Origin of the sequence: Lacipirellula sp. (genome assembly GCF_965279485.1) — a bacterium.
Classification (GTDB): domain Bacteria; phylum Planctomycetota; class Planctomycetia; order Pirellulales; family Lacipirellulaceae; genus Lacipirellula.
In genome coordinates this window covers 4,075,998-4,096,312 of record NZ_CBDIIC010000002.1, presented here as the reverse complement: position 1 = coordinate 4,096,312, position 20,315 = coordinate 4,075,998, and the positions used below count along the sequence as shown (strand labels likewise).

13 protein-coding genes are annotated in these 20,315 nt (G+C 63.1%); 4 read left to right on the top strand and 9 right to left on the bottom strand.

The features are described from left to right. Positions 1-20: 20 nt before the first annotated feature. The 4 genes from ACQY7R_RS23980 to ACQY7R_RS23965 form a co-directional block, all read right to left on the bottom strand. The gene (locus ACQY7R_RS23980; protein WP_428308078.1) at positions 21-2,474 is read right to left on the bottom strand and encodes an endonuclease/exonuclease/phosphatase family protein; all 2,454 of its coding nucleotides are present in this window, start codon (positions 2,472-2,474) and stop codon (positions 21-23) included. Further along, complete coding sequence (locus tag ACQY7R_RS23975; protein WP_428308077.1) at positions 2,467-3,753, bottom strand: glycosyltransferase; 1,287 nt, start codon at positions 3,751-3,753, stop codon at positions 2,467-2,469. The genes ACQY7R_RS23980 and ACQY7R_RS23975 overlap by 8 nt, the downstream gene beginning before the upstream one ends. After that, complete coding sequence (locus tag ACQY7R_RS23970) at positions 3,750-6,134, bottom strand: hypothetical protein (RefSeq protein WP_428308076.1); 2,385 nt, start codon at positions 6,132-6,134, stop codon at positions 3,750-3,752. Before ACQY7R_RS23970 ends, ACQY7R_RS23975 begins: the two co-directional genes overlap by 4 nt. Positions 6,135-6,423: 289 nt before the next feature. Then, positions 6,424-7,308 carry a YihY/virulence factor BrkB family protein gene (locus ACQY7R_RS23965; protein WP_428308075.1) on the bottom strand — a complete coding sequence of 295 codons (885 nt, stop codon included), beginning with the start codon at positions 7,306-7,308 and terminating at the stop codon, positions 6,424-6,426. Positions 7,309-7,492: 184 nt separating this feature from the next. Here ACQY7R_RS23965 and ACQY7R_RS23960 point away from each other — a divergent pair, with 184 nt between their 5' ends. From ACQY7R_RS23960 to ACQY7R_RS23945, 4 genes are all read left to right on the top strand, one after another. Next, entirely contained in the window at positions 7,493-8,953 is a 1,461-nt protein-coding gene (locus tag ACQY7R_RS23960) for a mechanosensitive ion channel domain-containing protein (protein ID WP_428308074.1), read from the top strand. Positions 8,954-9,056: 103 nt separating this feature from the next. Then, positions 9,057-9,836 (top strand): N-formylglutamate amidohydrolase, encoded by a 780-nt coding sequence (locus ACQY7R_RS23955; protein WP_428308073.1) that lies wholly within the window; start codon positions 9,057-9,059, stop codon positions 9,834-9,836. Between the two features lie 165 nt (positions 9,837-10,001). Further along, complete coding sequence (locus ACQY7R_RS23950) at positions 10,002-11,939, top strand: flavohemoglobin expression-modulating QEGLA motif protein (RefSeq protein WP_428308072.1); 1,938 nt, start codon at positions 10,002-10,004, stop codon at positions 11,937-11,939. Beyond that, on the top strand, positions 11,936-12,982 hold the full coding sequence (locus tag ACQY7R_RS23945; protein ID WP_428308071.1) for a glutathione synthetase: 1,047 nt from the start codon (positions 11,936-11,938) through the stop codon (positions 12,980-12,982). Before ACQY7R_RS23950 ends, ACQY7R_RS23945 begins: the two co-directional genes overlap by 4 nt. A gap of 139 nt (positions 12,983-13,121) precedes the next feature. On the opposite strand, the gene ACQY7R_RS23940 is transcribed toward ACQY7R_RS23945, so the two are convergent. The 5 genes from ACQY7R_RS23940 to ACQY7R_RS23920 all read right to left on the bottom strand — a co-directional run bounded on the left by ACQY7R_RS23940 (position 13,122) and on the right by ACQY7R_RS23920 (position 20,247). Next, a complete protein-coding gene (locus ACQY7R_RS23940; protein WP_428308070.1) occupies positions 13,122-13,901 on the bottom strand; it encodes a PIG-L deacetylase family protein in 780 nt (259 codons plus the stop codon). A 161-nt stretch (positions 13,902-14,062) separates the two neighbouring features. Next, positions 14,063-14,608 carry a hypothetical protein gene (locus ACQY7R_RS23935; protein ID WP_428308069.1) on the bottom strand — a complete coding sequence of 182 codons (546 nt, stop codon included), beginning with the start codon at positions 14,606-14,608 and terminating at the stop codon, positions 14,063-14,065. 244 nt (positions 14,609-14,852) lie between these two features. Continuing rightward, positions 14,853-15,725, bottom strand: a complete 873-nt coding sequence (locus tag ACQY7R_RS23930; protein WP_428308068.1) for a hypothetical protein — start codon at positions 15,723-15,725, stop codon at positions 14,853-14,855. A 77-nt stretch (positions 15,726-15,802) separates the two neighbouring features. Next, positions 15,803-18,655: a hypothetical protein gene (locus tag ACQY7R_RS23925; protein WP_428308067.1), complete on the bottom strand. Its 2,853-nt coding sequence runs from the start codon at positions 18,653-18,655 to the stop codon at positions 15,803-15,805. Between the two features lie 284 nt (positions 18,656-18,939). Further along, on the bottom strand, positions 18,940-20,247 hold the full coding sequence (locus ACQY7R_RS23920; RefSeq protein WP_428308066.1) for an MFS transporter: 1,308 nt from the start codon (positions 20,245-20,247) through the stop codon (positions 18,940-18,942). Positions 20,248-20,315: the final 68 nt, after the last annotated feature.

Genomic DNA, 20,315 nt, shown 5'->3' with positions numbered 1-20,315 from the left:
CCGGGGCTAGAGTAACGCGGCTACTCGGTGCGAAGACGCAGCTCCGCGCAGACGGGCAAATGATCCGACGCCAGCTTCGCCGTCGGCGTGCGCGGCTGCCGGAGTGCGACCACTTCAAAGTGTTCACTCGCGAAAATGTAGTCGAGCCTCCGCACCGGCATCGTCGAGATAAACGTTGCGCGTGGTTTGTAGTTCGGCGCGCGGCAGGCGACGTCGACGAGTCTTCTGCCAAGCGACGCGCAAATGGGCGACTTGGGGCCGGTGTTGAGATCGCCGCAGAGGAGCACTGGTTCGTCGGCTGGAATCTTGCCGAGCCATTCGTCGCCGAGCAAGATCGCCGTTTGCCGTTGCCGCTCCGCGCGGCGAAGGCCGAAGTGGGTGTTGATCACATGAACGACGCCGGCGGGCGTTTTCAGCTTCACCCACATGGCGCCGCGGGCTTCGCTCCGTTTGGCATGATCGGCCGCGGTGAGGTGAGCCGACTGCACATGCTCGAGCGGGAAGCGGCTGATGACGGCCAGTCCATACTGCTCGCCATCCCAATCGGCGACGGCGTAGTAGTGGTGGCTCATCGATAGCGCCTCGGCGATCATCCGCGCCTGCTCGTGGCGGCGGGAGCGATGGCGATTGGCGTCGACCTCTTGCAAGGCGATCACATCGGCGCGGCAGGAGCGGATCACTGAAACGATTCGCTCGGGGCGGATCTTGCCGTCGATGCCGATGCAACTGTGGATGTTGTAGGTCATCACGCGGAGCGGTTGCGTCGACTCGTCGTCGGTCGCTGGTGCGGATGAGACAGAGCTAGGTACAGCATCGTGATCGCGATGATGCGCCAGCGGCCGATCGGGATGCACGAACCGCCACGCGCCGCGGTAGAGATCGACGCCGCGAATGTAACGCTGGCCGTCCGCGGCGCGGCGATGGTGCAGATGAATCGCGTGCGGAATCAGCGCGAAGCCGCGGGTCTCTTCGCTGCCGATGCTGCCGTGGGCGCCATTCTCGTGAACGAACGTGCTCGGCTCGCGTTGGTTGCTCCAACCGCTTACCATGAGGTCGCCGGCGTCGGGATGCTCGGCGAGTCGCATCAAATCGCCCACCGCCTCGGCGAGGAACGGGTGGTCGGGGCCGAAAATCTGCACGGCGTCTTCCGGCAGCCGCCATTCGCCGAGCGGGTTGCGGGCTTCAAGCCGGCCATGCTCGCCGCGGAACAGCACGAGCGGAACGTGCTCTTCCTGCACGAGCCGGCGGGCATAGTCGCGCAGCTCCGCGTGCGACAATTTAACTGGCAAATAAATGTGCCCCAACGGGCCAAGCGCCGTGACGATGACATCGTTCTCCAGCTCTTCCGCCGTCGCCTGCGGCACGTCCTTCCGGCCGCGTTTCATCCGCAGCAGATGGCGGTCGCGTTGATCGGTCTCGGGCCCGCGGGCGCCGTAGTCGTCGAGGCCGCGAACCTTGCGGCCGGCAAGCGTGCCGGCGCTGAACGCCCGTTCGGCGGCTTGATGAATCGTCGCTTCGGTTTCGTTCTCGTAAATCGCGGTCCGCTCTTGGCCATGGTCGGAAAAGACGATCACTTCGTAGTCGCGAGCATCGGAGCGATGGGCCGTGCGGAAAACGTCTTCGATAACGCCGTCTATTCCCTTGAGCCCCCAGTGGGCGAACCAACTGTCGGGCCCGCGGCGGTGAGCCTGTTCGTCGTAGCCGAGAAAGTTGCCGTAGATAATCGGCGCGCCTTCTTCGACAGACAGCTTGAGCATCACGCGGAGCCATTCGCGCATGACGATCGACACGCCGACGCGCGACGGAATCGAGTGTAGCTCAGCCCGCCAATGCTGTCGGCCGGCGAGACCGCGAATCATGTCACCAACGGCGATGAAGAACTCAAGGATCGCCAGCGCCGTCACCCGCAAGATCGTGAAGAAGTACAGGGCGGCGACAATCGCGAGCTTCCAAGGGCGCGTCATGTCGCGCAGGTTGGCGGCGTCCATCGTTTCGGCGCAAAAGCGCGACTCGACGGCGCCGGCGGCGTAGATGTTCGAGTACGAACGGCCCCCTTCGAGCAGCGGCTGATGCTCGGCGGCGAGCCGCGTGCCGACGCGTTTGGCCCACTCTTGCTCGTACATCAGCACCGTCTCGCCCGACTCGCGATTGAGGAACTGAAACGCCGGCACGGCGCAGCGGGCGCCGAACATCACCTCGGCTTGCACCGCCGGCGTCGTCGAGGGGAGACCGGAGTAAAAGCTAAGATGCTCGAAGTGGCCGCGATCGATCAGCTTCTTCAGGAATGGCATCCGCCCGTCGGCGAGGGCCCGATCGAGCTGCGTGCGGGCGAGGCCATCGATCTGCAAGATGACGAGCCCCGGTTCGTCGCCGTGTGGCGCCGAGAGATCGCGCTTGAGCAACCGCGCAATCCACCGCGTGCGGCTGATCTTGCGGCGCCAGCGACGCTTCAACAGTACGAGCGGACTAATCAAGGTGGCTCCGCGTGGCTTCAGTTTCGACGACCGCGGCGGCCAGCGCGCTCGTCTTTTCGAGGAACAGGTTCCACTCGATTTCGAGCCGGCCGAGCAAACGGTCCCACGGGCCGGGGTCGGCGTCGGGGCGTTGCGAGTGCTCGGCGACGAGCGATTCGTAAAGTTCCAAAATGCGATCCGCGCACACGTCGAGGCCGAACGAGCGAATCGACTGCCGGGCGATGTCGCCGCGGCGGGCGAGGGCGGCGCGATCGTGCGAGATCTCGCGGAGCGCGTCGGCAAATGTTACTTCCGTGGCGTTGGCCGGCAGCATGCGGCCGGTGACGTCGTTCAGCACGTCGCGAACGCCGGGGCCGTCGAGCGCGACGACCGGCGTGCGGGCAGCCATCGCTTCGGCGAGGACCATCCCTTGCGTTTCCGACTGCGAACTAAACGCGAACAGATCCATCGCCGTATAGGCGTCGACAAGATCCTGCCCCGTGTGCGAGCCGGCCATCACGAGTTGCTTCGCGTCGGCGAGTTCGCCGACGGTCTGTTCGATGTCGGCCGCCGCTTCGCCGGAGCCGACGACGAGCCAATAAGCGTCGGGATGCTTGGCGAGAAAGTAACCGACCGCGCGAGCGAGGTAGGCGAGATTCTTCTCGCCGGCAAGCCGACCGACGTGGCCGATCACCAGCGCATCGGCCGCGATGTTGTAGCGTTCGCGCATGCGGCGGCCGTCGCCGTTGCCGAAGCGGTCGAGATCGATGCCGGTCGGAATCGCGGAGATCGGCTGCGTCACTTGCCGCTGCACGAGCAGTTCGGCAATCGATTCGCTCGGCGCGATCACGTGCGTGCAAAGGTTGCAGTACTCGGTCGCCATTTGGATCGCGACGCGCTGCAGGGCTTCGGAATCGAGCGGCACGTAGCGGGTGTACTGCTCGTAGAGCGTGTGGTGCGTGAAGACGAGCGGCAGCCGCCGCGTCCAGGCGGCGCGGAGGGCTGAGTCGCCGAGCAGGAACGGGTGGTGGCTGTGGATAAGCTGCGGCTGAAACTCGTCGAGGTAGTCGGAGATCAACAGCGGCTGCGGCAACTGCACGGAGAAATCGCTGCCGTTGAAATGCTGAATCGCGGGAATGCGGAGGACGAACTCGGTCGATTCCTCGGCGCCCTCGAACTGCGGCGCGATCACCCGCACATCGTGGCCGCGCCGGCGGAATTCCTCTTCGTACGTGCTGACAGAGCGAGCCACCCCTCCCACATGCGGGAGGTAGGTGTTCGTGAACATGGCGATTCTCACCGCTGCGATCCTTCTGCGAGGGTGTGGTCGTGCCGTGCATGATCGTGCCGCGCGGCGTGGGCGTGATGGTCGTCCGCGGCGGCTACCGGCATTGTATCGTCGCGGACGAGCGGGAGGTCGACGTTCGCGTCGGCGGCGACGATGCGCTCGAAGCCAGGGATGGCGACTTCCATACGGGGCAGGGCGCCGCGCCACTCGGCGTCGATGCGGAGCGTTGGTTCCACGCGCGGGTTGGCGATCGTCACGGTCACGGCGCCCCACGGCGTAAGCATCGGGCCGAACTGCAGCGCATCATCCGATTCGAACCATTCGGCAAACAACCCCGAGCCGATGACGAGGCGATCGGCTTCCTCGCGGACGAACAGACTGCGAATCATCATCGCCCACTCGGCGGCGGCCCAGCCATGTTGCCCGTCGCCCATGCAGCCGCCGCCGGTTTGCGGGTGAATCGCTTCAGGCCATTGGCCGGTGGGCGAGGCGAGCTGCGCGACCGCTTCGACGAGATCGCGGTAACGGGGATCGCCCGCGCGGAGGAGCGTTTGGGCGATGTCGAGCGTGAGGTAGGCGTTCACGCCCGAGTGGATCATGTCTTGGAAAAATCCGCCGTGGAGGAAGCAGCGGCGGAGCAGGGCGTCGACCGTCGCCATGATCGGCGGGGCGCCGGGAGCGAACAGATGCAGCGGATAGTCGGCCACCAGCGAACCAACGGCGCCAGCGTCGATGCGGCGATGAGGCGACGCGGGAATGCCGCTGAGCGAGCGCCACGCGGGAATGCGGTGGATGCTGCGATCGATCGCGCGGCGCAGGTCGTCGGCCTTCGCGGTCGCCGCGTCGGCGTCGCGCTGCTCGCCGCGGCGGGCGTAAATCGCGCCGGCGCTGCGGAGACCGGCCTCGGCCCAAAAATCGTCCCAGTAATAGTGATCGTTCGGGCCGAGATGTTCTGCGCTAAACCCGGCAGGGAGCAGGCCGACGTGGAGCGGATCGGCGTCGTCCATCACGCGCTTGTTGTGAATCCAATCCACGGCACGCGGCACAGTGGCGAGCAAGTCGTCGGACAGACGCTCGCCGGTGAGTTGTTCGAAGCGATCGAAAAACCACAGCACCTGGCCGTTGGAATCCCACTCGCCTTCTTGCGAACGGAAGTAACCGTTGCGAAGTTGGCGGGCGGGGAACTGCTCGATCATTCGCCGGCAACGGTCGACCATGCCGACGGCGAGCAGCGAATTCATCATGATGCAGGCGTCGCGGAACCAAAACCGGCGATAGGTGTACGGCCCCGGCACAACTTCGTCGGCGGAGAGAAGCAGCATCGTCTGCACCGCCGCGTCGTAGAGGGATTGCAGCTTGCGGTCGGGGACTTGCAGTTTCGCGACGGGCTTGCGCGCCGCGCTCCAGGTGACGCGAGGATTAAAACGTTCGAGATTGCCGAGCGCGGCGAGTTCCTTCTGCAACGGGACGCGCACGGTGAGCATTGTTTCTCCATTGATTGGACAGATTGCCGCGGCAGTCGCCATGCCGACGCTGCAAGCGACATGCGGTTGATCGTGATTGCCGCCGATGCGATCGATGCTGCCATGGAGAAGGCTCGACACGTCGCCGTGGGCGTAGTCGGAGACGAGCATTTGAGCTGCGGGACGGCTGAGCATCACTTCGGTCTTGTCGTTCACAAGCCAACCGGTTTGCGGTTCGCTGGCGTCGATCGTGTCGATGAACTGCACCCCCTCGGGATTGTAGGGCCGGAGCGCGACGACGAGTTTGGCGGACGACTCGGCAGTGGCGACGATTTGCAGTTCGGCGACCGGCTGATCGTGCTCCACGACGACGCGGGCGGTTTGCTTGAGCGTCGCCCCATGCTGGCGTGAGAGCGTCACCACGGAGAGATCGCCGCTGCCGCTCTGATCGATCGCGAGTTCCTGCCGCACGGCCGCATCGGGCAAGCGGCTGGGGGCGAGCAGCTTGCCATCGTCGCCGACGATCCAACAATCGATCGACCAGCCATCTTGCAGCGGCGTGAACAAGCCGCGGGGATCGACGATCGGGTAAATCGAAAGTTCGGGCAGCCCGACCGCGGTCCAGTTGCGGTGAGTGAGGTTCACATGGCTGAACGAGAACGCCCGCGGAATGAACGAGACGTCGTTCGGATCGAACTGCCGCTGAACCCAGTAGGGCCAAATCCAGTCGAGGTTGTGCTGGATCGCCTTCGTGTTGACGATGCCGCGGGCGTGGAACAGGACGCCGGCGCGAAGCAGTTCTATCGGCTCCGCCACCTCAGAAGGCTGGGCAAAGCTACGAATCCGCGCGAGCCACAGGGCAGGGTCGGCGATGCCGTAAGCCCGGGCGGCGCGCTTGACGATCGACTTCCATGGCAGGAAACGGAACATCGTGGTCGGCCCCCTCTCAAGCAAGCGGGCGTCCTGGAGGCAGATTGGCTGGAAGTACGCCAATCGCTGCATACGCTATGCCGGTTTTTGAAGTGGCTGCGGCTGACGAAGAATTCGACAGGATTACAGGATTTCGCGGATCGACAGGATTAGTTGCGGGGAAAAGCGCGAACGAGTTGAGCGGAGCTTTATGTTGCTTCTTTTTGCTCTTTAAAAAATCCTGTTAATCCGTGAAATCCTGTCAATAACCCAATCGAACCAACCTTCAGCAGAGAGTACGGAGCTATTTCTACTCGGGTCGATCGAGCTTGGCCGCAGCCTGCTCGTCGTTTACTAGCTTCGCGTACGCCGCCCCGAAGAGAATCACGATCATCGCGTAGTAAGTCCACAGCATGATCGCCATGAACGAGCCGATCACGCCGTAAGCCGTCGGCAGATTCTTACGCAGCACGTACATCGCCAGCACCTGGCGGCCGACTTCCCATAGCAGGGCGGCGAGTGCCCCGCCCGCGAAGGCCGCCTTCGCGCGGACGTGCGTCTTCGGCACGAACGTATAGAGCGCCGTGAACGCCAAGAAGTTGAGTGCGATGTGAATTACCGGCTGCGACAACTGCCGCACCCATGCGGGAACTTCGACCGTCGACTGCACGATCGATTCCACCCCTTGCCAGACGATCGAAACGATCATTACAGCGATCACGAACGCCCCGACGCCGATCAGCATGATGAGCGCCTTCAGTCGCACGAACACCAGGTTCGTGATCGCCTTGCGAATCCCCTGCTCGCCGGCGTTGGGGCGATCCCACAACCGGTCGAAGGCGTAGTCGAGCTCGGTGAAAATCGCGACCGACGCGATCAGCAGCACGATGAGTCCCACCGAACCGCTGGCGCCCGCCTTCTGCTCGACCGCGTTGAACGCTTCTTGAATCTGATCGCGCAGCGTCGGCGACGCTTGCTCGGCGATCGCGGCGAGGACCCGCTGCTGGGCGTCGTGGCCGACGGCCGTCGTGCGGAACGCCCAACCGAGGCCGGCTACAAGCACCAGCAGCAGCGGAAAAAGCGAGAAGGCAAGGTAATAGGCGACCGCGGCCGCCATCATCGTCCCGCCGCGATCGGCGAAGTGATGGTAGGCGTTCCAGATGCGAACGAAAAAATTGCGGAGGTTGGCGATCATAGAGCAGGCGGCTGGCTAATGACCAATCAGGGCGACTGCCGGCCATCAGGTGCCGTAAGTGTCGGGGAAATGAGCGGTCTGAGCGTGCAAACCGGCGAGTTGGCGACCGCGGCGAGCCCCGGCACGGCAAATGCGTTCCCCCCATTGGGAGGAGCAACTGCCAGCCTCCGCCAGAGGACGCCGCATGCATTCCACACGCCCACCACTTCATCGACCAACCTCGCCCGCCGGCCAAACGGCCGCGGCGATTCTAACGTTTATCGCGATTGGATTCGCCACCGCTGCCCCCGTCGCTCGCGCGCAAGGTCCGGCGTCGGCCGAAGCGACCAAGCCGATCGTGCCGGCAACCGAAGTCGAAGCCGCCGCGCAAGTGCCGCCGAAGGTCGACGTCCAGCCGCTCGCTGACGACGTCGACATCGCGTCACGGCTTGAGCGGATCATGATCGCGACGAAGTGGTTCGTCGACCCGAAAGTCGATGTCCAAGAAGGCGTCGTGTTTCTGGACGGCCAGGCCAACCGCGAATCGAGTAAAGAGTGGGCGACCAAGCTCGCTGGCAGCACGCAAGACGTCGTCGCAGTGGTGAATCGTATGACCGTCGTCGAGCGTTCGGCGTGGGATTTTTCGCCCGCTTGGGAACAGCTCCGCGTCATGGGCCGTACGGCCGTGCAATCGTTGCCGGCGGCGATCATTTCAATCTTCGTGCTGGTTCTGACCTTCTTTGCCACGATCCTCGCCACGCGGATGGCGCGCCGGTTCGGAACGAAGAAATTCCGCAACGCGCTCCTCAGTGAAGTCGCGGCCCGCGCGGCGGCGATTCCGGTGATCATCATCGGCCTCTACCTCGCGATGCGCGTGTCGGGGTTGACGCAAATCGCGGCGACTGTGCTCGGCGGCACGGGGCTCATCGGCATCATCATCGGCATCGCATTTCGCGACATTGCCGAGAACTTTCTCGCCAGCATCCTCATCAGCATGCAGCGGCCGTTCCAAGCCGGAGATCTGGTGACAATTACCGAGCACCATGGCTTCGTGCAAAAAGTGACGACCCGCGGCACGATCATCGTGACGCTCGACGGCAATCATGTGCAGATTCCCAACGCGACGATCTACAAGAGCGTCATTCGCAATCACTCGGCTAACCCCAACGGGCGGCTCGATTACATCATTCGCATCGGGTACGACGACTCGATGGAGCGGACGCAAGAAATCGTGCTCAAGGTGCTGCGCGAACATCCCGCGGTGCTCGCCGAGCCCGAGCCGCTCATTCTGGTGGAGGAGCTAACGGCGAGCGGCATCAACATTCACGCGTATTTTTGGATCAACGGTCGCGACTTCAGTGGATCTCGGGTTCGCTCGGCAACGCTGCGGCAAATCGTGGCGGCGCTCGCCGAGGCAGGCATCACGATGCCCGACGCCCGCGAGGTGATCTTCCCGCTCGGCGTGCCGCTGATCGAACCCGAGAAGGCCGAGGCCCAGCGAATTGAGCGGGAAGAGGAGGAGGCCCATGACCCGGCGCCGCCGATCGTCACGCGATCGGAAGGGGGCCTGCGCAACGAACGCGAAGTGATTCGCGAGCAAGTGAAGCAATCGAGAGAACTGGAACCTGGCAGCAACCTGCTAAAGGAAACGGCTACCGCCGAGTAAGCATGCTGAATAGATTCATCGAGTTGCACCGCTGAGGAATCGAATAGAGGCAGATCGAACCGCCATGGATGGATTTGGCCCGTCAACACTTTGAGGCCTACCAATGGAACTATTTCACCTGACTGTCGGCGAAGGTCCGCTGGCGTCGGCCGCGATTCACAATGGGCACGCCTTCCGACCGGAGGTGACGGATTACGTGGCGCTCACCGACGCCGAGCGACTCCGCGAAGAAGATCCGTTCACGGACGTGCTGGCCGATATCGCGCCGACGCGCATCGTCGGCGAGCGCTCGCGGTTCGAGATTGACCTCAACCGCCCACGCGACGAGTCGGTCTACACGACGCCGGAGCAGGCGTGGGGCCTGAAGGTGTGGCGCGAGTCGCTGCCGGCCGAGCAGATCGAACGCTCGCAGCAGTTGCACGATTTGTTCTTCGGCTCGATTCGTGGATTGCTGCAGCAGATGGTCGCCAGCTACGGCCATGCGATCGTACTCGACATCCACTCATACAACCATCGCCGCGACGGCCGTGACGAACCAGCTGCCGACGAGGCTGGCAACCCCGAAGTGAACATCGGTACCGGCTCGATGGACCGCGCGTATTGGGCGCCGATCGTCGACCCGATCATCGCCTGTATGCGCAGTTGCGAAATCAACGGCCGGCCGCTCGACGTGCGGGAGAACGTGAAGTTCCAAGGAGGCTACTTCTCGCGTTGGATTCATCGCGAGTTTCCGCGGACGGTCTGCGCGCCGGCGATTGAATTCAAGAAAACGTTCATGGATGAGTGGACTGGGGATGTCGATCATCCGCACCTCATCAAGCTGCGTGATGCACTCCGCGGCTGCGTGCCGCATTTGGAGGAACGGCTGGCGGCGATGCGTTGAACTACTTTTTCAGTTAGCGGTGTGAATTTCAACTACGACCCGAGGGGTGCCACTGGCATCTTGCCAGTGCAGAAGTGCTGAACGAGTACCCACACCACACTGGCAAGATGCCATTGGCACTCGCTGAACACCCCAATTATTTCTTCTCGACTAAACAGCCTGCCGATGCCTGCCCATTCCGCCGACGCCGACTTTGACGCCCTCATCGCCGTCGTGCGCGATCGGCTGAGCCGGAACATCCGCATTCGCCGCAATCTACCCGGCGGCGGCCGATTGCGGCTCGATCGGCAGCTGCCGTTTTTGTGCGTCTATCGGACGCCGCCGCGCGACGAAGTCCCCGACGAGGGAGAAGCGAACAAGACGCTACGGCGCGATCGCAGCGCTCAAGAACTCGTCACCACGGAAGGCGCCTACCTCTTCGCGAGCGGCGATCCGCAACACGCCGAAGGCCTCAGCCAACTCTGTGCGGCAATCAGCGACGTGCTCCGCGACCACCTCGGGGCGCTGCTCGTACTGGAGATCTGGTCGATCGACGACAGCGCCGCTGATGCGACGTCGCGCACCGCGCTACGGCCGAGCTTTCGCATCGCCGCGCCCGCACATGAATCGCTTGTCGGGACGATCGAGGCGCTCGCGGAAGGATTGCGGGCGATCAAGCTTCATGGCCTGCGGGCCGACGTTGATATTGTCGAAGACGACCAGCCGGGAGCGCCGGGGCTTGCCAGTCTGACGCGGGCGTGCGGCGCCGAACGCTGCCTGACGATCGGCCTCGGCGTGCGGCCGGTCTATCGCGATGCGGCGACCGGCGAAGTGTATCCGCTCGTGCTGCAATCACTGCGGCGGCAACTGGCCATGGCCATTCGTAAGGGGGTCTTCGCGTTCACTGGTCGTGAGAAAACCCAATCGCTCGCCCACTACGAAGCGCTTGGGCCGTCGACGATCGCCAAAGCGGCGCGGGTGGTCGACCAGCAGCTGTGCGAGATCTCGCAGTCGTTCGACTTCCTGCTCCAAGTGACGCCCGTGAACGCTGAGAAGGCGTGGGAAGATTTCGAAGCGAGCAACTACGCCAAGGCTCCAACGCTCCACTATCGGCCGTTGCCGTACCATCCGAGTTTGCTGAAGCGGCAGCTCTATTCGATTCCGATCGAGCATGTCGAAGACGCGAGCCTGATGCAGCTGTTCGAGCAGAAGCAGGACGAGCTCGACAAGCAACTCGATGCGCTGAAGCATTTGGGGACGCGAGCGTTTTACTACGACAGCCTCCATTTGTACGGCTCGCCCGACGAAGATCTGGTGCGGCTGGCGGATTCGATTCTCGATCACACCCGCGCGGCGGCGGACGACATTCACGAGAACTGTGTTCCCGCAGAGAAGGTTGCCGCCGCGGCCCGAGAGCATATCGACTACTACCACCAACGTTTGCCCGACTTTCAGGCGAGCGTGCAGGTTTGCGACACGATCGCGTCGGCGTTGATGGTGGCGCAGGATCGGCTGTTCATCTCCGAGCGATCGAGCATCCGCCCACAACGATTGGAGCCGCTGCTGCATCACGAAGTCGGCACGCATTTGCTCACCTACTTCAACGGCCGGCAGCAACCGTTAAGACAGTTGTACGCAGGGTTTCCCGGTTACGAAGCGCTCCAAGAAGGGCTGGCAGTGCTCGCCGAGTACCTGGTCGGCGGGCTGTCGGTCGGCCGGACGCGCACGCTAGCCGCGCGGGTGCTCGCCGTGCGATCAATGCTCCGTGGCGGATCGTTCATGGAGACGTTCGAACTGCTCCACGATGAACACCACCTTGGGCCACGATCGGCCTTCATGACCGCGCTGCGGGTCCACCGCGGCGGCGGGTTGAGCAAAGACGCGATTTATTTGCGGGGCCTGCGCGACTTGCTCACGTACTTGCGGGAAGGGCACGAGCTTGAACCCCTCTATGTCGGCAAGATTTCGCTCGAAGAGGTCCGATTGGTCCAAGAATTGCGTCGTCGGGGAGTGATCCAGCCGCCGGCCCTATTGCCGCGGTTTTGGGATGAGCCGAACTATCGAGCCCGGCTCGCTAACTGCCGCCGCTTATCGCTTGTCGAACTTTTGGAACAACTCCTATGAGAATCGGCTTTGTCGTCAACGACGTCGCCACTGAACAGGCGAGCTACACCACGACGCGGCTCGGCATGTGCGCGACTAATCACGGGCATGAAGCGTGGACGCTCGGAGTGGGCGACTTCGTTTACAAGCCCGACGGTTCGATCCACGCGAACGCCCGCGCCGCAAGCGGCAAGGAATACGACTCGCTTGAAAAGTACATGACGGAGATTCAAGGCGAGGACGCCCGGCAGGAACAAATTTTGCTCGACGACGTCGATGTGCTGATGCTGCGGAACGATCCGTCGGAGGACACGGCTGAGCGATCTTGGGCCCAAACGACCGGCATATTGTTCGGCCAATTGGCAGCCCAGCGCGGCACGATCGTCGTTAACGATCCGAGCAATTTGGCGAACGCACTCAACAAAACCTACTTTCAGCACTTTCCCGAACAGGTGCGGCCGAAGACCTGCATCAGTCGCGATCCGGAAGAGATCAAGGAGTTCATCGCCGCGCAAGGCGGGAAGGGGGTCATCAAACCGCTGCAAGGCTCGGGCGGTTCAAGCGTCTTTCTCGTGCGGAAGGCCGACGCACCGAATCTCAACCAGATGATCGAAGCGGTGATTCGAGACGGTTACTGCATCGCGCAGGAATACCTGCCCGCGGCAAAGGAGGGCGACATTCGCCTCTTCGTGATGAACGGCCGGCCGCTGCAGCACAACGGCAAGTACGCCGCGTTTCGCCGCGTGAACAAGACCGGCGACATGCGCAGCAATATGCACACCGGCGGCGAGAGCGAAGCGGTGGAGATCGACGACGATGCGCTGCAACTCGTCGAAATGGTCGGCCCCAAATTGATCGCCGACGGGATGTTTCTGGTCGGACTCGACATCGTCAAAGACAAGCTGATGGAGATCAACGTCTTCACGCCCGGTGGACTGGGGAGCGCTCAGCAAGCGACGGGAGTCGACTTCGCGGAGATCGTCATCGCGGATCTGGTGCGGAAGGTCCGCGGGAAGAAGTATTACGGGCGGAATATTAGCAACGCGCAAATTGCGACGATGTGACGATTGGTCAGTTGTCAGTTGCTGCATTCCTAGCCCCGGGCTTCGCCCGGGGGTGGCGTCACGCGCTACGACGCGTAGCGAATTGGAAACCGACCCCCGGGCGGAGCCCGGGGCTAAAGCAACCCTTGCGCTGACGCCCCTACGGGGCCACCGTCTGCCAATGCCCGCCGAACAATTCCGCGAGCAAATCATGCTCGGGAAACGGATGGCCGCGGTGCATCGTGAACGCCTCGACAAACTCGGCGCCGACTTCGCTGCCGCGGTCGGCGTTGTGGCGACGCATCGCGTCGATGTATTCGTCCATCCCGTGATGAGCCCGCAACCACTCGCGCTGCGAGGCGTGGCAAGCCAACATCTCGGCCTTGCGTTCCATCTGCGCGGTCACGTCGACGTAGGTCGACGGCGTGACGACCTCGCCGGTGTAGGGATCGGTCGCGCCGACCGGGTCGCAGTAGTAAAGCCACGGGATCGCCGAGCCCGCGAGCAGCGGCAACGTCGACGAATTCGGCGCCCCGTACCCAAACGCGGCGCCGCGAGCGAGCAGGTGGGTCTGCTCGTGATCGATCATGTAGTCGTGCCGCGGGTGGGTGAAGAGCAGTGTTGGCGCCACCTTGCGGAACAGGTCGAGCGTCTTGCGAATCGTCTCCTTCGAGTAGACGACGTTCAAATCGGGCTCTTCGAGACAGTGATAGGTCGCACCAATGCACGCGGCGCCGGCGATTCCCTCAGCCTTGCGAATGCGGGCGATTTCCTCCCGCGAGTACATCGTCGTCCCGCAATCGCCGTTGGCGACCGTGGCGATATGAATCTCCCACCCCGCCTCCGCGAGGCGAATCAGCGTCCCGGCGCAAAGAATCTCCGCGTCATCGGGATGGGCGAGCAGGGTGAGCGCGACGCGACGGGCAGGAACGGAATGCATGGCGAATGCTACTGCGGGGATATGCGGGCTGAAGACTCGCATTATTCAGCGCGAGCAGCCAGATTTCGAGTGCAAACGGCGCCAGTTCGTTTGCTAGATATTGCGTCAAGTGACGCCGGCCAGCTTCATCAAAATTGAATGGCGGGCCATTCGAGCGGCAGCTAGTCCGCCACGCTCGCTGCAGGTTCGGCGAGCGGTGACGCTGGTTGCTGAACTCGCTCGCTGGTGTCAGCCGCATCGCTGCGCATCAGTTCCGCCATCACTTCGAACGCCAACCGCATGTAGAACCCCGGCACGAGGTAGATCATCAAGAAGCATGCCGCAACGCCAAGCCACTCCCACACGCCCAAATCCTGGGGCGGCCCAATCCAAAACAGATAGAACGGCGCGAAAGAGACGGAGACGCCCGTCAATGCGGCGACGGGCCCCATGATCCAGGGCGACTTGATGCGGCGCCGCCACTTCGAATCGACTTTCACCGAGACGTAGTTGATAGGTTCTTCCCACGGGCGGCTCCTACTTCGGCTGCTAACCCAAAACGCGTAGGCAACCATCGCCAGAAGTACGATCGACGACCAGGCTCTCATCCAGGCGGGTACGTCTGCCGGCAGCATCCAGTGCATGAATGCCAACAACACGCAAGCCGTCGTCGTGGCAAGCAATAGTCCGCGTATGGTGAACTGAACAGGACCTTGACCTGCCGGCATTGCTTTCTCCGTTAGCCAATTGGGGCGCTAGAGCGCAGCGCGCATCCGCAACAGCAACGTCGATGAGGATGCCGAGCTGGCATACTGCTGAGCGGCATCGCCGCCCCGCAAAGAGCGTCTGAAAAGGCAGTATTGGCGACGGCACGAGTCAAAGCAAGCCGCGCAACGTCGCCTCGCGACGATTTGCGCATCACTAGCAGCCCGCAGACCGACTTCGCACTACCGATAGGACTCGCGCTAACAGTTAAATCAATTTCACGAGATCGCCCAGCGAAACGCAGAGCTTGCCGCCTCCCAAGACTTCCGGCTTGTCGACGCATGCCTGAACGTTCAGACTTTTAGGATCGGCGACGTCGAACTCTCCGCTGGCATGCGTGGTCATCGCGTAAGCAGTGACTTTTTGAGTCAGCACTTTGATGACATGCTTGTGACGAATGCGAGCCTTGAAGGAAACCTTGGTTCCATCGACGTCGAACTTCTCCAACGATACGCTCCCTTCATTCCCTTGAGCGAGAGGCTGCAACAGACGTTCTAGCTCTTGTCGTATCTTCTGCAATTTCGGATCGGTCGGATCGTCGGGCCGCTTGATGGGCGGATCCTCAGTCTGTTTCTGCGGGGGCCCATCGGACTGATCCGCCTGCCACGCACCGATGAATCCATCGACCAAACGACGGCATTCGCCGATTAAGAGCGACGAAGCTTGCTGCAAGGAAGTTCTCGGCAGTAGGATTCCCGTCAACTCCTTCTGGCGCCAAGTATCCACGATCGCGCCGCCGCTTGAATTGTTCGGATCGTTGCCCACCCGGGGCAGCGGCACAACTTCCCTCAGCGTGGTATCGACGGCGTAGAGCGCAGCGACGCCGCCCAGGTAAGCGATTTGCCGAACATCGGCGGCGAGGGAGACAACCAGAGTCGCCGGCTCATCTCGACTAACGCTGAGGCCGGCTTGCGTGAGTCGCGATTCAAATTGCTTCTGCAGTTTGCCAGGATCCAACTGCCCGTAGAGTGCGGGGAGTTGAAGGAGCTCGGCTTGTACTTCAACGGCAAGCCCGGCGAGCCCCCGCAGGTTTCCCTTGATCACCGGGTTGATGGCTAAATTGTTGGAAGGAAGCGTCATCGTTGTTAGCCTCAAAAAAGTAAGTGATTGCGGATCGTGAGATTGGTCAGAGCAAGTGATGCGGTTTACCGATTGCCTCAATCGAAGAAGCCGCCCACCGCGCCGCCGACAGCCGTGCCAACGAGTCCGCCAATGGGCCCGCCCACCGTCGTGCCAATCGCTCCGCCGGCCGCGGTTCCGAGAGTTTTGAACAGGCCGCCCGCGATTCCCGGAAGCTCGGGGAGGCCTGGCAGCCCCGGAATAATCGAGTCGTCCGATTCCCCGCCGCCTCCGCGCTGAGCGCCTTCGCCGCCGCCAACAGACGTGCCGCTCGGACCAGCGGCTCCTCCCGCAGCGCCGCCGCTCCCGCCGCCGCCCGCGGCTGAACTAGCGCCTCCCGCCGCCGCACCACTGGCTCCGCCTGCCGCCGGCCCCGTCGCGGAGGCTGGACCGCTGGCAGTTGCAGGCGCGGAGGCTCCACCAGGTCCCGCGGCAGGTGCGGAAGCGCCGCCAGAAGCGGGCCCCGACGCGGGTCCAGCCGCCGCACCGCCGGCCGATCCAGTGGTGGCCGGAGCTGAGGGCGCGCCCGCAGCAACGCCGCCCGTGCCGGTGGCGGCGCCGGCAACCGGCGCCGACGGACCGCCCGCCGCGGTGGCGCCGGGAACGCCTCCGCTGACAGGCACTCCCCCGCCTACCGGCGTTCCTCCCACGGGGACGCCGACTGGCGATGCGCCGCTTAGCGGAGATGCCGCCGAGTGCGACGGCGTGTTGTGAGCCACGATCACCGGGGCTTGAGCCGGGGCGTGGTTGTGGCAGCAGTCGTGGTGTTTACCGTTGGCGGCCATTTCCCGCGTGGCGCCGAGCGTGGCGGCGAAGGCGGCTTCTTGCTCAGCACGCGAGGCGGCGGCGGATGAGATGAGCGATCCGCGCTGACATTCATGGAGGGCTCGTTCAAGTTGCTGAGCGCGACTCTCCGCCGCCGCACCTATGGTGCTGGCGCGCAGCAATTCCTGCGAGTGCTGCTCGCTTCGTTCATGGCAACGGCGGAGCTTGTCGCTCAGCCGCTGCGCTTCTTCACGCGAGGCGCCGACAAGATGCTCGAGCTCGTGAATGCGGCGGTCCTTGTCTCCCTTCGTCTGCGTGCAATGGTCGAGCCGTTCTTCCAACCGCCCCGCTTGCGCGCGGCACTCGTGAAGGGCGTTGCGCGTTTGATCGGCGTCGTGGTGCGAGGCGTGGGCGCGGTGCTCAAGCTCTTCATACTTGCGTTTGAGCCGCTTGTAGCGGTCGGACATTTCCTCGATCTGAGCCTTGAGCTGCGTCGTATCTTGGCCGAGATCGCCGCATTCGTCCTTGTAGCGATCAAGTTCGCGCGTCAGCTCGTGACCACGCGTTTCGCACTCTTCCAGTTCACATTTCAAATGTCGTTTCTGATCGGTGAGCCGTTCGTTGTCGTCGCGCGAGCGGTCAAGCTCGCCTTGCAGATCGCCGACGCGGTCGCGGCACTCGGCCAGCTTGTGCTCCAAGCGACGAATCTCCTCGGCCTGCTCGTCCATCTTCACCGAATGGCCTGCATGATCGTTCTTCCAATCGTCGCGTTCTTTCGTGACGCCGGCGAGCCGATCGAGCAAGCGAATCGTGCGGAACCACCAGAGGAGCGTGGCAAGAATCAGCAGCGCCAGGAAGGTGAGCGCGAGTACTAGCCATGTCCAATAAGCGCGGCGGTAGCCGTCGCGGCTGAGTTCGACGTCGTGCTTTTCGGTTGTCAGGCGTTCGATCGTGGCAAGTCGAGCGGCGCTTTCATCGGTAAGCTTCGTGTTCTCTAGTGCGAGGCGTTGGTTGTCGGTCGCAAGATTCGCGTTCTCGCGCTGCAGGGCTTCCTTTTCTCCTTTGAGGACCACGACCTGATCGGAGAATGCGTTCCGTTCGCGGGTAAGGTCCTTCACTTGTTGCGACAGCTCAGTGTTTCTCTCGAGAGCGGTACGCAGCTGCTCGTTAAGCTTACCGTTGGCGAGGGTGAGCTCTTCGAGTTGCTTCTCAAGCGAAACGCGATCCGTGCGGCAGTGGTCGAGAGCCGTCGCCTGCTGCTTCGCGCGAGCGGCGCGGTCGAGTGTGATTTGCTCAAACAGTTGCCGGCAGCGACTAAGGGCGGTCGGCAGCTCGGCGTGCGATTTCACCGAACTGTACTCGCCGTGCCGGCCACCTTGATTCGCCAGATCGCGCAGCTTTGCCGAAATAATGTGGTTGTCGCCGACGCCAATCACTTGGAAGTAAAGCCGGTCGCCGTAGGCTTGCGCCAAGTCGCGGATCGGGGCCCCGTGGCTGAAGGGATCGCAATCGACGCCGTCGGTCGCCAGCACGATGAGCGGCACGGCGTCTGGCTTCGAAGCGAGCAGTCGGCGGGCTTCGACCAGCAGTTTGTCGAGCTTCCCTTCGCCGGCAGGGACGAGCCGCATCACCGTGCGGCGGAGGTGGCCGCGGCCGTCGGTGGTGAGCGGTAGCAGTTGCCGCAGGGCGGTCGCCTCATCATGGAGCGCGACGAACGCCGCGGGAATGTTTTCCGGGACGCCGTCGGCGATGTCGAGCGCCGCCCATTGCGCGATCGCCATGCGGCGTTCGCGGCCCGAGGGCCAGGCCATCGTTTGCGTCGCGTCGATCAGCATGACGACGTCGGTGATCGGCGGCGACGCGGCGGGAGGCGCATGCGAGTGCGGCGCAGCAACCACGGGCAGCGATTGAGCCGCAGGGGAGGGGAGAGGTTCCTCGTGCGCCGCGGGAACGACTCGCGCCGGGATCTCCGACGATGCCGCGTGCCCCACGAGAATCGGGCCGGAGATCGCAGCGTTCGGCTCCTCGAGCGACGGCGTCTGCCCCGCAACGCGACCGACGCTCGCGATGAGGCAGCAGCCCGCCAGCAACAAGTTGAGCCCCATTCTCCCGATTAATCGACCCATCATTCAGCTCCTGCAACAAAACGACGCGATGTGAAACTGAGCAAGCGAGGTCGATTGTTACGGACAGACAAAACGCGTCAACTATGTGGCAGATGAGAGTTGGGTGACAGTAGTGTGTCACTCTAAAAAGCGGACGCTGACTGGGCTTTCAGCTTGACAGAACTGCTCGCACGGCATGCGTACCGGTGCTCGCATGGCCGCGCGAACGCGAGATTCGCGAAGCATGCACTCAATCGAGAAGAGGATTGAAACCGTCGCGTGCTGCCGTCGGCTAGAAGCCAAAGCTACACGTCTTCGGGCGCCGCTTGGAGTTCAGCGACAGCTTCAACCGCGGCGGTGATCGGCGGCACGAGGCCGACGCGTTGGTAGATCGGCAACACCTGCTTCCGCAGCGACGGCAGCCGCATGATGAACGCCGCTGCGCCAACGATGCAGAGGACGCCGTTGATCCGCGCGGCGAGTGGGGCGCCGAACTGATTGGCGAGCGTGCCGGCGAGCAAGCTGCCGACCGGCACGGTTCCCATGAACGCCATTGCATAGAGACTCATGACGCGGCCGCGCTTGTCGTCGTCGACAATCGTTTGCAGCAGCGTGTTGCAGCCGGCGAGCGTCAACAACATCGAGAACCCCGCGATGAGCAGGATGCCGCAAGAAAGCCAAACGCTCTGCGAGAAGGAAAAAGCGATCATGCTGGCGCCGAACGTGACCGCGGCGCCGCCGATCGGTTTGCCGAGCCCAACGACGCTACGGCGATTCGCGAGATAGAGCGCCCCAGTGAGAGCGCCAGCTCCCGATGCCGCGAGTAAGTAGCCGAACGTCTGGGCTTCGCCGTGCAGGACGTCTTTCGCGAACACGGGGAGCAGCGTCGAAATCGGCATACCGAGCAAGCTGACCATGGCGATCATCATCAACAGCGCACGGATCGGAGCGAAGCCGAACGCGTACTTAAACCCTTCCGCCAAGCCGCTGCTAACGCGACCGAGACGCGGAGCAACGCGAACGGGCAAATTGGTCATCGCCGCCAGCGCGGCAATCACCGCAGTGTAGGAGATGGCGTTCGCCAAGAAGCAGGCGGTGGCGCCCCACCTGGCAAGGATGGCGCCGCCGACTACCGGACCGATGAGCCGCGACAGGTTGAACATCGACGAGTTGAGCGCGATTGCGTTCGGCAAATCGACCCGCGTCGGCGCCATGTCAGACAAAAACGCCTGCCGCGTCGGCATATCGAAGGCGTTCACCATGCCGAGCACGGCGCTCAGAGCGATGATCTGCCAGATCTCAATGTGCCCGGTCCACGTGAGGGCCACGAGCGACACTGCCTGGATCATTGAAATCGTTTGCGTGACGAAGAGCGTCCGCCGACGATCGAACCGATCGGACATGACGCCGGCGATCGGCGAGAGAAAGAACGCGGGGATCTGCCCGCAGAAAGAAACGAGCCCCAGCAGAAACGAATCGTTAGTCAGCTTGTAAACGAGCCACGACAAGCCGGTCGTTTGCATCCACGTGCCCATCATCGACACCCCCTGTCCGACAAGGAACAGGCGGTAGTTGCGATGAGCGAGCGCACGAAATGCGTTAGGCAGCGGCATGCGGCGAGTGCGTGGCTAAGTCGCTTGAGGAATGCGGGGGCGGGGATTTTTTACCACGAAGCACACGA

Coding starts and splice junctions, on each gene's coding strand:
- ACQY7R_RS23970 (WP_428308076.1), bottom strand. CDS start 6,134: ATGTTCCGTTTCCTGCCATGGAAGTCGATCGTCAAGCGCGCCGCCCGG.
- ACQY7R_RS23965 (WP_428308075.1), bottom strand. CDS start 7,308: ATGATCGCCAACCTCCGCAATTTTTTCGTTCGCATCTGGAACGCCTAC.
- ACQY7R_RS23960 (WP_428308074.1), top strand. CDS start 7,493: ATGCATTCCACACGCCCACCACTTCATCGACCAACCTCGCCCGCCGGC.
- ACQY7R_RS23955 (WP_428308073.1), top strand. CDS start 9,057: ATGGAACTATTTCACCTGACTGTCGGCGAAGGTCCGCTGGCGTCGGCC.
- ACQY7R_RS23950 (WP_428308072.1), top strand. CDS start 10,002: ATGCCTGCCCATTCCGCCGACGCCGACTTTGACGCCCTCATCGCCGTC.
- ACQY7R_RS23945 (WP_428308071.1), top strand. CDS start 11,936: ATGAGAATCGGCTTTGTCGTCAACGACGTCGCCACTGAACAGGCGAGC.
- ACQY7R_RS23940 (WP_428308070.1), bottom strand. CDS start 13,901: ATGCATTCCGTTCCTGCCCGTCGCGTCGCGCTCACCCTGCTCGCCCAT.
- ACQY7R_RS23935 (WP_428308069.1), bottom strand. CDS start 14,608: ATGCCGGCAGGTCAAGGTCCTGTTCAGTTCACCATACGCGGACTATTG.
- ACQY7R_RS23930 (WP_428308068.1), bottom strand. CDS start 15,725: ATGACGCTTCCTTCCAACAATTTAGCCATCAACCCGGTGATCAAGGGA.
- ACQY7R_RS23925 (WP_428308067.1), bottom strand. CDS start 18,655: ATGGGTCGATTAATCGGGAGAATGGGGCTCAACTTGTTGCTGGCGGGC.
- ACQY7R_RS23920 (WP_428308066.1), bottom strand. CDS start 20,247: ATGCCGCTGCCTAACGCATTTCGTGCGCTCGCTCATCGCAACTACCGC.